The following is a 12,799-nucleotide window of genomic DNA, read 5'->3' as shown; positions in this document are numbered from 1 at the left end:
CCATCAGGGTGATTCTTTTTCGATGGGCGCTTGCTCTTTCAAGGTATTCCAAATTACAGTCAAGACCGATTCAATGTTGTTCATAACGTCGTTATTCCAAAATCGCAGGACGGTAAATCCTTTGGATTTCAGATAGTTTGTTCTTGCTTCGTCGTATTCTTCCTGCTCCAAATGTTGACTTCCATCCAATTCAATAATCAGTTTCCTGCGTGGAGAGCAAAAGTCAACGATGTAGTTGGCGATGGCATGTTGATTCCGAAAATGGACATCGCCCATACGGTGCGCTCGCAAGTGTTTCCAAAGTTTGGCTTCCGCTTCGGTCACGTTGCGATGAAGTTGTTTGGCGCGCCCGAAGATTTTCGGCGTGGTGCGTTTATGCAATTGGACCTCCGACCCCCACCCTGCCCTCCCCCAATTGAAGAACACAATTGGGGGAGGGTATAACACGAGTTGGGATGCGAATATTGTTTTCATGAAAAATTCTCATTCCACTTCGGCGGGATGGGGTCAGTTGCGACCCCCACCCTGCCTCCCCCAAAAGCAAACACCGCTTTTGGGGGAGGGAGAGCAACGGCAGGGAGGTGACAAATGTTTTCATAATAAATTCTGTTCCCCTTCCCCCATTCATGCTCTTTGAATGGGGGAAGGACGGGATGGGGGTCAAGAGCTCGCCACTCCTCTAATCCTCAGAACTTCCTCGTCCACTCCTTCGGCCACCTCTCCACCACCACCTTCTTCTGCGTGAAGAACTCCACCGCGTCCATGCCTTGCCCGTGCATGTCGCCGAAGAACGAATCCTTCCAGCCGCTGAACGGGAAGAACGCCATCGGCGCGGCGACACCGATGTTGATTCCGATGTTGCCCGCTTCGGCTTCGTAGCGAAACTTCCGCGCGGCAGAACCCGACGACGTGAACAGGCTCGCCTGATTTCCATATTGTCCGCTGTTGACCAATTCAATCGCCTCGTCCACCGTCTCGACGTGCATGAGACTCAACACGGGTCCGAAAATTTCTGTTTTTGCGATCTCGCTCCCGCGCGGGACATCTGCCAAAATGGTCGGACGCACGAAATTACCTGCTTCATAGCCTGGGATGGAAACCCCGCGTCCATCTACGGGGAGGCTTGCTCCTTCTTTGATGCCGAGTCCAATCAACGACTCGACTCTCGCCTTCGACGCCGCGTTGATGACGGGTCCCATCTGGACACCTGAGTCGAGTCCGTAGCCGACGACGCGCGACGAGGCGGCGTCGCAGATCGCTTCACTAAAAGTTGATCGGGCTGAACCAACTGTCACTGCGAAAGAAACGGCGAGACAGCGTTGTCCCGCGCATCCGAAAGCGGAGTCCGCAATGATCTTCGTCGCCATGTCCATATCCGCATCGGGCAAGACGATGACGGGATTCTTCGCTCCGCCCTGCGCCTGCACGCGTTTGCCATGCGCGGCGGCGGTGGCGTAAATATATTTTGCGACATTGGTCGAGCCGACGAACGTCACCGCGCGAATGGACGGGTGTTCGAGGATCGCATCCACCACATCCTTTGCGCCGTTGACGAGATTGACCACGCCCTTCGGAAAACCAACCTGCTCGATGAGTTTCATAATGAACTGCATCGTCATCGGAACTTTTTCAGACGGCTTGATGATGTACGTGTTGCCCGCCGCGAGCGCATACGGCAGATACCAAAACGGAATCATGCCAGGGAAGTTGAACGGCGCGATCGTGGCGCACACCCCAACGGGCTGACGGATCATCAACTCGTCTATGCCTGTGGCGATGTCTTCGACGAACTCGCCCTTCATCATCATCGGCATCCCGCACGCCACTTCGATATTTTCGTACGCGCGCACCATCTCGGCTTTTGCCTCTTCGAACGTCTTGCCCGCTTCGTTCGTGATGAGCCTGCCGATCTCATCCGCGTTCTCGTGCATCAGATTCCGCAGCTTGAATAAATATTGCACGCGGTCGTTGACGGGCGTCCGTCGCCACGCAGGCAACGCCTCACTTGCCGCCCTCGCCGCTGAGTCCACATCCGCTTTTGTGCCGAGGGGAGTCTTGGCGATGATCTGCCCTGTGGCGGGGTTGATGACGTCGAAGTATTCTTTTGTGCTGGGTTTTGTCCATTGGTTGTTGATGTAGTTGAGGATTTCCATGTTTCACCTAGGTAAAGGATTAGAGATTGCAGACAAGAAATTTGACATCTACATTCTTTTGTAAAACATAAACGCCGTTCCTAAGCCCGTAACAAAGGGCATCAAAAATAGTAGATCGAAAAAATTATTGAGTTTCAAAATATAAACAATACATATAGTTAATATGTGTATTGCTAAAAACCACGAAGTCACTGGAGCATTAAAGGTCTTTCTATCATCAAAAAACAAAGTGAAATAAACCAGAATCAAACCTGCAACAATTGGTGAATACACCAGAATATCATTGCTAAAAGTGACTGTTGGAAATAGAGATACAACAAAGAAAAACCGAAAGTACCTATTAGAAACAAACGCCTGTTTTTTTATAGTAACAAGAATTACTAACAATGCAATTGGCAATATTAAAAGCCTATAGTCATAAAAATCGCCGTAAAGGTACTTATTCCATGTAACTCCCCAAAAAATTAAAAAGATAGCTAAAGGAAATTGAGACAATCTGCCACCACGTAACTCTTGTTGTGGATAAGGACGTGTAGTGGCAGATGGTGTAAAAAAATTAATTACATTGTCTACAAGTCTTCTTGCTGACAGTGAAGCCGTAGTAAAAATTGTAGTCCACGAACTTGGTTCTAAATTTGTTTCATTTTTACGGTTGTTACCAAACCCGTAAACTCCAATTATTATCAGCAAAACAACAGTAATTATTGCGACCCAACTAAGATTCGGCAATAACCATTGACCAAGAGCAATCAATAAAGCAATTAATTCAGGTTTTGACATTTGGTCACGATCTTGGGAATCATTCATGATTTTGCTCCATTGCCTTAATTTATAGCCTTACTCTACCTGCCCATCCGCCACTTCCAACCCCTTCTCCACGATGGCAAGCCCTTCGTCAATTTGTTCCTGCGTGATACACAACGGCGGAACAACGAAGACCATACTTCCCATGTTGTTCGCCATGATGAAGGTGAACAGTCCATTTTGGCGCAGAACTTTTCCCACCTCCGCCATGACGGCGGGCGAGAAACTTTCTTTTGTCTCGCGGTTAGTCACCAACTCAATCGTGGAAAATAAGCCGATGTAACGAACATCGCCAACGGAGACGTGTCTCGCTTTGATATCTTCCAACGCTTCGCCGAGATATTTTCCGAGCAAGGCGGCGTTTTCGATGAGTTTGTCTTCTTCGTAGACTTCAATTGTTGCTAACGCGGTTGCACAAGAAAGTGCATGTGCGCTGTAGGTCAGACCTGCATACAGATATTTGTCGTCGAAGAACTTGGCAATTTTCTCAGAGACAATCACCGCGCCGAGCGGAGCGTATCCGCTGGTGATGCCTTTCGCTGTGGTGATGATGTCAGGGACGACGTTCCAGTTGTCGACGGCGAACCATTTGCCCGTGCGACCCCATCCGCTCATGACTTCGTCGGAGATCAAGAGGATGCTGTACTTATCGCAGATCTCACGCACGCGGGGCCAATAATCATCGGGCGGGATGATGAGTCCGTTCGAGCCGACCACGCCCTCCATGATGATGGCGGCGATCTTGTCGGGACCTTCGTACTTGATCACCTCTTCGAGATGCGAGATACACTCCCGCTTGCACGACTCAGGTTTCTGCCCAAATGGACAGCGATAGCAGAACGGATCAAGGAAGTGGACTCCGCCTGGCATGACGGGTTCGACGGCGAGGCGACGGTAATCGCCAGTCAACGCGATGGAGCCGTGCGTCGCGCCGTGATAGGAACGATACCGCGCCAATATTTTGTGTCGCCCCGTATAAAAACGCGCGATCTTGATGGCGTTCTCGTTTGCTTCCGCGCCGCCGAGCGTGAAGAAGGTTTTCTTCAGATCGCCTGGCGTCACTTCAGATATTTTCTTGCCGAGTAATCCACGCGCTTCCGTGGCGTTGCCTGGATGGACAAACGTCAACTTCGCGGCTTGATCTTGAATCGCTTTGACGACTTTGGGATGTTGATGCCCGATATTCGTGTTCATCAACTGCGACGAAAAATCGAGATAGCGTTTATCGTCCGCGTCCCAGAAGTACACGCCTTCGGCTTTGGTCACAGGGATGGGATTCACTTGTCCCTGCACGGACCAGGAGAAGAAGGTGTATTCCTTGTTGAGGTCAATGATTTCTTTTGAAGAAAGTTTGTTTGGCATATTGATTTCCTTGTTTAAAGTTGAAGGTCAAAGGTCACAGGTCATTGTTGAATTTGACCTTCAACCTTCGACCTTCGACCTGCTAACTTTTGACCTCTTTGACAATCTCTGCATACACATTCAACGTCTCATCGACATCCGCATCCGAATGTTCGTAACACATAAACCACGGCTCGCGCGCATCGTGGTCAGGCATGACTCCGCGTTCGATGGCTTTTTCGACAAGTTCAAGGTAGAGATTGTGGTCACTCTTCGCCCAATCGCGTTGACTTTTCACTTCATCAATGTTCAACGAGAATGAGAACATCGCGGGATAGCCCGTCATCACAACGGGAATATCGTTCTCTTCAAAGATATCTTTCAACCCGTCCATGAGTCGCTGTCCGCGCTGGGCTATGGATTTCAGAATCGGTTTCGATTTCAGAAGACTCAACGTCGCATACGCGCCCGCGATACCTGGTTTGTTATTTGTGTACGTCCCGCCGATCGCCACTCCATGCCCAATGATGGACATGATCTCCTTTTTCCCGCCAAACGCTGCGGCGGGATAGCCATTTCCCAACGCTTTCGCGTATGTCGCTAAATCAGGTTTGATTCCGTAATACTCTTGCGCTCCCCCGTTCGCAATGCGGAAGCCTGTCTTCACTTCATCGAGAATAAAGACACAGCCATACTCTTCAGTCTTCTGGCGGATAAGTTGCAGGAATCCATCCTGCGGATTAATCGCCGCGCAATTTCCCTGACACGGCTCGGTGATGACCGCCGCGATTTGCTCGCCGTAAGATTTCATCACGCGCTCGAAACCCTCGAAGTCATTGAATGGAAGCGTGATGATAAATTCGCGCATGGATTTCGGAATGCCCGATGAACCAGGCACGGGAATCGGACTGCGAGAATTTCCATACGCATCCACAGGCGCGTACGTTGACCACAGCGCGTGATCGTGCATTCCGTGGTAGTTGCCCTCGAATTTCAGAATGATGTCGCGTCCTGTGTACGCTCGCGCGACGCGGATCGCGTGCATCGTCGCTTCGGTACCAGAACACGCGAGGCGAACCATCTCGACTGCGGGAGCCATCTCGGTGATCATCTCCGCAACGGCGACTTCGAGTTCGCTCGTCATGGCGAACAACAATCCATTTTTTATTTCTTCAATTACTTTTTGGTCAACCTCGTCAAACGAATGTCCCAAAATGATCGGACCGAACGCCATGCGATAATCAATATATTTCTTTCCATCCACATCCCACAAATATGCCCCTTTTGCTTTTTCAACATACGGCGTGATCCCCTCCCCCCAAAAACGAAAATTAGAATTCACCCCCAGCGGTAAAACTTCCATCGCGCGTTTCTGTAACGATTGCGTCTTTGCACCGAACATGAATTTTCCTCCGAATAGATTTGTAGTAAAGGCGACCCGTCAGGAACGATGAAGACTATCCACGCCCACGAACGAGTTGACCGCTACTCAACCAATCCTTCATCCTTTACTTTTTCATAACTTCGCCGATGGAATGCGATTGAATCGTTCAACCGATAAACCTTTGTGATCTTAGTGTCCTTCGTGGTAAAGACTAAATCGCCTGCTTCTCATCCAACTCTTGCGAAATACGCTCAGGCACGCGCCATTGATACACATCCTTCAACACCAGCGGCACAATGGACGTGGTCGTCTTGCGCACGCCGCGCACTTTGCGAACCACCTCGGTCACGAAGTGATAAATTTCCGCCGTGTCTTTCGCCACCACTTGAATACTGATGTCGTTTTGCCCGATCGCGCACGCCACGTACGTCACATTTTCGAACTCCGCCATTTTCTTCGCCACTTCCAGGATCAGATCCGATTCGACTTCAAGCCACACGTCCGCCTTGATGGTCAAGCCAAACGCCTCAGGTCGAATCACCGCGCTGATGCGGATCACATCGTCGTCGATCATCCGCTCGATGCGGTAGCGGATCGCCCGCTCCGAAATGTCGCCGATACGCCGCGCCAACTCCGACGCAGACATACGCCCGTCTTCCAAGAGCAGATTGACGATCTTCACGTCTATTTTGTCGAATTCATACATGGCTAATATTTTTCGCTTCCGAAAAGGGCTGGAATTCGCCGAATTATGCCCGATGGGTCGAAAGGCGTCAAGTACAAATTAAAACCTGACAGGTTTTCGATCGGCTCGCTTCGTCAAGATTCTTCGGATTCGTTTGCGCCACAACCGCCTCGAGTCACAAAAAACCTGTCAGGTTTAGAAAAGGATGGGGTGACTGAATCAGGCATCCCCTGCGGAGGACGCGCCCGCTTCATCCGACGGGTGAGGCTGATTCGGCTTGTCAACTTTTTTCTCAGCCCCAGCAGAATCCGCTTCGATAATCTGAAAATGTACTAAATTTCACATTGACGCAAACTTACGCGGAAGATATAATGCTTTTTCGCAACGATTTGATAACAGGAGCAAAAAATGACAACACCAGACCTCGCGCCCACCGCGGCGCTTGAACCCAAAACAAAACTCAGCGGAAAAATTTTGAAGACCACACTCGCAGGCGCGCTCGTGGATGTTGGACAAAACATCCCAGGCGTTCTTCACATTTCACAATTGAGCAAAGACTCGGTGAACAAAGTGGACGATGTCGTGAAGGAAGGACAAGCGGTTGACGTGTGGGTGCGCCGCGTGAAAAAAGATCGCATCGAATTGACGATGATCGAACCGCTCGCGTACGATTGGAAAGACCTCGAGCCCGAGATGACCGTGAAAGGTAAAGTGATTCGACTCGAAACCTACGGCGCGTTCGTCGAGATCGGCGCGGAACGTCCCGCGATGATCCACGTGAGCGAGTTGACGCATGGTTACGTAAAGTCACCGAGCGAAGTGGTCAAAGAGGGCGATGAAGTTGAAGCGAAGATCCTGAATGTGGACCGCAAGAAGAAGCAGATCAAACTCAGCATCAAAGCGCTCGAGCCCGTGATCGAAGAATTCAAGCCTGCAAAAGAAGAGAAAAAGGGACATGGCAAGCGTCATGCGAAAAAAGAAATGATGGAAGCCGTTGAACCCGAGGAGCCGAAAGAACCCGAATTGACGGGGATGCAGGTCGCCTGGCAGGAAGCGATGAGCAGGGCGAATGCGGAAAAAGCCTTCAGGGTGAAGCGGGCGAAGTCTGGCATTTCGGACGAACGGGAAGAAATTCTCAACCGCACGCTTGAGAAGCGCCTCCCCACTGGCGGATAGAACACAAACAGCCAAGTCATCACTTGGCTGTTTTTTATTGTTTTACCGTGAATATCTGTTAGCGCTCCTTGCGTTCTTAGCGGTTAAGATTTTTCCTCTTCAAGTTCCCGCTGAAAAAATTCTTTGTTGGCAGAATATATCATCTGTCCCCTAAAAGATTTGAGTATCTAAAGTAGTTCAATGAACATAATCGCAAATTGTATCGGTATAAATTTCTAATGTTATATTTATATGTTTCAACAAATATACAGTATAGTTAATCGTAAAGGAGAAACTGTAATGACGACTTTAAAAGAAATTGAAGGGATTGGCGCATCGTATGCCGCAAAATTAAATAAAGCGGGCGTGCGAGGAATCAGTGGATTATTACAAATGGGCGGCACTCGCAAGGGTCGCTTGGAACTTGCCAAAGCCACAGGCTTTAGCACGAAGACGATCCTTGAATGGGTCAACCGCGCCGATCTATTTCGCGTCAAAGGTATTGGCTCGCAATTTTCCGATCTGCTCGAAGCGGTCGGCGTTGATACCGTTGTCGAACTGGGCAAGCGAAAACCCGAATCGTTGGTAGCCGCATTTGAAAAAGCAAACTCGGGTAAGAAGCGATTGGTTCGTCAATTGCCCAGCCTTAGCCAAGTGAAGACTTGGGTAAAAAGCGCAAAATCTTTGAAGCGCACAGTAGAATACTAAAAATAAAAACTTCCGATAATCTATCGGAAGTTTTTATTTAATTCAATTCTTTCAAAAATTTCTCTTTATTCGCCGAACGCGCTGTTTTACCGCTGGATGTTTTCAGAATCCACTTCGGGTCAACCACTTTGACATAGCGCAATGCAATGGCGGAATTTTTCGTCACATGCAAACGAATCGCGTCTGCCACTTTTTGCTGTTCGGCAGGGTCTTCCGAATCCACTTCGGCGATGATTACAACATCTTCGGTGCCTTGTTCCTCATCGAATATGCCAAACGCCACCGAACGCCCCGCATGAACTCCCGCCACTTCATAGGTCAAAGATTCCAAATCCTGCGGATACACATTCTTCCCGCCAACGATGATCATATCTTTTTTACGACCTGAGACAAATACTTCACCGTCGCTGATAAATCCGTAATCGCCTGTGAGATACCAGCCCTCATGAAAAGCTTGTTGCGTCGCATCTTCGCGGTGGTAGTAACCCGTCAACATGCTGTTGCTTTGCAAGGCAACCTCGCCGATGACGCGCTCGGGCAATTCGCTTCGATTCTCGTCCAACACTTTGATTTTGACATTTTCCAACGGACGCCCCGACGACATCATTTTCATAGTTGGATGTTCATGCGCATTGGCGTCAGTCGTTAATTTGGCTACGCGCTCCGACATGAACGCTTTTCGCTCGATCTCAAGGACGGCTGGTTCGCCCCCTAGCGGACTTTGCGTCACCGCGAAGACATTTTCCGCCATCGCGTACGATGTTTGCAACGCCTCGCGCTTCAAGCCATAACTTTTGAACTTTTCGTAAAATGCCTGATGACTCTCCCAGCGGACTGGCTCTGAACAATTGGTGACCACACGCCATGACGATAAATCAACGCCTTCAAGGTGACGTTCGCGGATCTTTTGCGCGCAGAAGTTGTACGCAAAGTTTGGAAGCCACGAAAGCGTGCCGCGATATTTCGTCACAGACTGCATCAGCTTGTACGGTGCGCGCACCCAGTCGAATGGAGATTGCAGAACGAGATGAATCCCTGAGAGGATGGGCATGATGAAGCCCGCAATCAATCCCATGTCGTGATATAGCGGAAGCCATGAGACAACCACATCATTCTCGTTCAAACTCAACGCCTTGCCATAAGCGTCCAATTGATTGAAGACCGCCTGATGCGAAAGCGCGACTCCTTTTTGCAAACCTGTTGTCCCTGAGGAATGTTGCAGGATAACAATATCTTCGGGCTTGCGCTGGAAACCAGCCAGCGAGTCGAACTCCAAATCAATTTGTTTATCAACTTTATCGGTGACGATCACTTCACGGACCGAATCCCCCTCTTGTAACGCGCCGCGCACCTCCGCTTCAAATTCGGGATACGTGATAATCGCGGTGGGTTGAGTGACCGAGATCAGCGCAGACAAGTCCGCGCGATAACGTTCGGGAGAAAGTTTCTCCGTGAGAAACGGCATGATGGAGGGAATCGCGCCGTGCAGGATCGTTCCCCAAAAAGCATAGACCAAGTCCTCGCCGTGTTGGAGAATCAAAACAACCACTTCGCCGGGCTGAATCTTTGCAAGGGTCAACGCGCGCGCGTAGGAATTCGCGCCGCAGAGGAGTTGATCCACGGTAAGCGAGAGATCGTCGGCGTTGGAAAATTGCAGGGTGAGGGCGACCCGGTCCGAAGTCCGCGAATGAAGCGTTTTGAGCCGCTCGGGGAAGGTCGTCATTTCTTGCGAGAGTCGATGAGCGCGGCGAGTTGAGTCAGCGTGTCGAATGTATCCGCGTTCAGTTCGGTGTCCTCGATGCGGACGCCGAAGGTGTCTTCCACATACAAAGCGACATCCATCAGGCTGAACGAATCGATCAAGCCGCTGGAGATCAACGGCTCGTCGGCGGTGATGGTTCGGTTGGGTTGTTTCAAGATTTGAGAGGCAAGATACGAGCCGATTTGTTGGATCATTGTTTCAGGCATAGCGTTTCCTTTTTGAGTTTATTTGCATACGAGCGACTGCGCCAGCGGATCCACTTGCTCGATCAGCAGGCGCTCCCCCTCCGCAGAGAGGTGCAATGCGGTGTCTGAAAAATATTCGGGCGGAATTGTATTCCATAAATCGAGATAATTCCATTGCGAGCGAATCGCTTCCGCCTGCATGGCTTCGCGGTATTGGTCGTACGCCCAGCGAGGATAGCCCTTGTTGTACCGCAGATCGCTGTTCTCTCCGCTTGCAATAAACATGGGTTCGTTGACAATCAGGATGGGAATGGAGCCAGCGATCTCCCGCCCTGCCGCAAAGGCTTCGAACACCATCAGTTTTTGCAGATCGGCGGTCGGTTCCATTTGCCGATATAAAACATGAGACTCAACATCGGGCGAATTTTCCTCAAGGGTTTCAGGCGCATATTGAAGATCAAGATCCGTTCCATCGGCAGACCAGACAAACCCGAGCATTTGTAATTTGAACCAACGATTCAAATTCGACCGCTGTCCAATCAAAGTCCGTCCGTAAAAGGATGGGTTCATTTGCGCGAGGGCATCTTTTTCAGGAAAGGCGAGATCGTACTCGTCCATCATCCGCAATGCGTCCTCGCGGTTCGCTTCCATGAACGCACTGATGCGGCGCGGGATCAGTGAATTGAGGGTGGTGAACCAAACGATCAGGTCGGGATCATAGTCAACCGACTCCTCCAAAATGATCAGGTCTTTGATCACTGAGGGGTGCGGATACCCCAGATTGTAAAATTTGATCGTCTTGCCTTTGCATTGGTCGTTTAAGATATTCCACTGTGCGGAAATCGATTCTTGCGGGGGAAGCATTTCGCCCCAAATCGAGGAGTCGCCGATCAACAACACGCGGTACTCATCTTCCGGTTTTGGACGCGCAACCTCATGAGAAGCCAGCATGGCGCCCGCATCGTCGATCATAACGGTGTATAAACTCGAGCCATCGTCAAAAGGAAAGCGGATGCGACCGGGAAATATCACATTGTACAAGGACAGGCGCGAAACAGGCGGTTGTATCACCGCATACGCGACATTGACGAGCGCAAATAACAACAAGGCTTTCACAACCAAACGAAGCGGGCGAACATGCGCCTTCATAAACCGCCCGCCAATTTCAACATTGCGCTCCATGCCGATTCGGGAGTTGGGAGCGCGAAAAACAGCCAGCCAAGCGATACAAAGTTAAACGTGAGGAAAGTTCCGACAAACTGAATGCCTCTTTGCAGAGAGACAGGTAACGCTCGCTGAGAGTATCGCGCGCGCGCAAACTCGCTCCAACGGTTTTGGATGAACAACCCGCATCCATGCCACAACCCCCATAGGATATAGTTCATCGTCACGCCGTGCCACAGACCGATCAATACCATCGTCGTCACTTGTGAAAACAGGATCAGCATCCACGGCGAAACGGGCTTGGAGGCTGAACGCAGAGCGCGGGCGAGGGGGTTGAAAAAATACGACCGAAACCATTGCGTCAATGTGATATGCCAGGAGTTCCAAAACTGGGCGAGATTCGGCTTGAGGTACGGCGAATCGAAATTTTCAGGCAGGCGTATGCCCAGCAGGCGTCCAAGCCCAATGGCAATGTCGGTATACCCGCTAAAATCGAAATAGATTCGCAAAGAGTAGGCGTACAGCAGAGTCCACAACCAGCCCACCGACTGGGCATCGCGCGCAAAGGATTCGTTCAAGGCGATCCATGCCAGCGCGTCGGCGATGACAAATTTCTTAAACAAGCCGATAAAAATCCGCTGACCGGCGTCCAACCATCCGTCGGCGTCTAAACGAAGCGGGGCATTTAATCCAGAAACGAATCGCTCAAGTCGATCAATTGGACCCGCCGTGATCGCGGGAAAGAAAATCACATAGTTCGCGTACTCTGCCAAGGACACGGACGGCAAGCGTCCCGCGAGGCGGTCGAGGATCGTATGCATGAGGCGAAACGCGACGTAGGAAAATCCCAGCCACGCCAATGCCGATTGCCCGCCCGCTTCTTTTCCGCGAAGGGTTGCCATCATGTCAAACAACCCCATCGTCGCCGACGGCGTTTTGATCAGCAAGAACAACCCGATCAACCCAATGACCGCCAGCGTCAACACAAAACGGTTTCGTTTTTCAAGCCGCGCCAGAATCAAGGAAAGACCAAAGGCGAATAGAAAGGCAAGCGCGATCCATTGAACCCTCGGGGTTTCCACGGGAAAGAACCATTCGAATTGAAAAAAACGATTCAGGTCAACAAACACGATCACCCCCAATAAGACCGTCACTGCCGCGCGATTCTCCTTCCAGCCGCGAGATTCGGGCTTGGCGGTGATAAGCCACGACAAGACCGTCAAGGTCAGCGTCAATGTCGGCAACCAAAACATCAGGTTGACCGGCTCTTGATCCGGCTGGAGCCAATACAACGCCAGCGCGCTGACCGCCAACAACGCCAAGTTGCGTCCCTTGCCCAGCCAGCCAACAACAACTGCGATGCAGGCAAGCGCCGCAATTTCAAACAAAGACATTTAAAATCCCTGGTAGATCCAGGTGGGGGAAGTGTCTGCTGTAAAGATCGTCAGCGCGATGAGG

The 12,799-nt window shown here is 50.6% G+C and carries 13 protein-coding genes; 3 read left to right on the top strand and 10 right to left on the bottom strand.

The window, feature by feature from the left end; translation table 11 throughout:
* Positions 1–3: 3 nt before the first annotated feature.
* The 6 genes from IPM31_13285 to IPM31_13260 form a co-directional block, all read right to left on the bottom strand.
* Positions 4–474, bottom strand: a complete 471-nt coding sequence (locus IPM31_13285) for an endonuclease domain-containing protein (protein MBK9007952.1) — start codon at positions 472–474, stop codon at positions 4–6.
* A gap of 212 nt (positions 475–686) precedes the next feature.
* A complete protein-coding gene (locus tag IPM31_13280) occupies positions 687–2,153 on the bottom strand; it encodes a CoA-acylating methylmalonate-semialdehyde dehydrogenase (GenBank protein ID MBK9007951.1) in 1,467 nt (488 codons plus the stop codon).
* A gap of 48 nt (positions 2,154–2,201) precedes the next feature.
* Entirely contained in the window at positions 2,202–2,960 is a 759-nt protein-coding gene (locus tag IPM31_13275; protein MBK9007950.1) for a hypothetical protein, read from the bottom strand.
* A gap of 30 nt (positions 2,961–2,990) precedes the next feature.
* Positions 2,991–4,319, bottom strand: coding sequence for an aminotransferase class III-fold pyridoxal phosphate-dependent enzyme (locus IPM31_13270; GenBank protein MBK9007949.1), 1,329 nt, complete (start codon positions 4,317–4,319; stop codon positions 2,991–2,993).
* An 82-nt stretch (positions 4,320–4,401) separates the two neighbouring features.
* A complete protein-coding gene (locus IPM31_13265; GenBank protein ID MBK9007948.1) occupies positions 4,402–5,700 on the bottom strand; it encodes an aspartate aminotransferase family protein in 1,299 nt (432 codons plus the stop codon).
* A gap of 193 nt (positions 5,701–5,893) precedes the next feature.
* Positions 5,894–6,388, bottom strand: coding sequence for an Lrp/AsnC family transcriptional regulator (locus IPM31_13260; GenBank protein MBK9007947.1), 495 nt, complete (start codon positions 6,386–6,388; stop codon positions 5,894–5,896).
* A gap of 45 nt (positions 6,389–6,433) precedes the next feature.
* Here IPM31_13260 and IPM31_13255 point away from each other — a divergent pair, with 45 nt between their 5' ends.
* The 3 genes from IPM31_13255 (at position 6,434) to IPM31_13245 (ending at position 8,230) form a co-directional block, all read left to right on the top strand.
* Complete coding sequence (locus tag IPM31_13255; protein ID MBK9007946.1) at positions 6,434–6,703, top strand: hypothetical protein; 270 nt, start codon at positions 6,434–6,436, stop codon at positions 6,701–6,703.
* A 72-nt stretch (positions 6,704–6,775) separates the two neighbouring features.
* Positions 6,776–7,543, top strand: coding sequence for a S1 RNA-binding domain-containing protein (locus IPM31_13250; GenBank protein ID MBK9007945.1), 768 nt, complete (start codon positions 6,776–6,778; stop codon positions 7,541–7,543).
* Positions 7,544–7,822: 279 nt separating this feature from the next.
* Complete coding sequence (locus IPM31_13245; GenBank protein MBK9007944.1) at positions 7,823–8,230, top strand: DUF4332 domain-containing protein; 408 nt, start codon at positions 7,823–7,825, stop codon at positions 8,228–8,230.
* A 37-nt stretch (positions 8,231–8,267) separates the two neighbouring features.
* Here the strand turns inward: IPM31_13245 and IPM31_13240 are convergent, their stop codons facing one another.
* From IPM31_13240 to IPM31_13225, 4 genes are read right to left on the bottom strand one after another with little or no spacing between them, the layout of a single operon-like run.
* Positions 8,268–9,953 (bottom strand): AMP-binding protein, encoded by a 1,686-nt coding sequence (locus IPM31_13240; GenBank protein ID MBK9007943.1) that lies wholly within the window; start codon positions 9,951–9,953, stop codon positions 8,268–8,270.
* Positions 9,950–10,198, bottom strand: coding sequence for an acyl carrier protein (locus IPM31_13235; protein MBK9007942.1), 249 nt, complete (start codon positions 10,196–10,198; stop codon positions 9,950–9,952). Before IPM31_13235 ends, IPM31_13240 begins: the two co-directional genes overlap by 4 nt.
* A gap of 18 nt (positions 10,199–10,216) precedes the next feature.
* The gene (locus IPM31_13230; GenBank protein ID MBK9007941.1) at positions 10,217–11,359 is read right to left on the bottom strand and encodes an SGNH/GDSL hydrolase family protein; all 1,143 of its coding nucleotides are present in this window, start codon (positions 11,357–11,359) and stop codon (positions 10,217–10,219) included.
* Positions 11,323–12,735, bottom strand: a complete 1,413-nt coding sequence (locus IPM31_13225; GenBank protein ID MBK9007940.1) for a hypothetical protein — start codon at positions 12,733–12,735, stop codon at positions 11,323–11,325. Before IPM31_13225 ends, IPM31_13230 begins: the two co-directional genes overlap by 37 nt.
* Between the last annotated feature and the right edge of the window lie 64 nt (positions 12,736–12,799).

Origin of the sequence: Candidatus Defluviilinea gracilis, assembly GCA_016716235.1 — a bacterium.
Classification (GTDB): domain Bacteria; phylum Chloroflexota; class Anaerolineae; order Anaerolineales; family Villigracilaceae; genus Defluviilinea; species Defluviilinea gracilis.
This window is presented reverse-complemented; position numbering and strand designations above follow the sequence as displayed.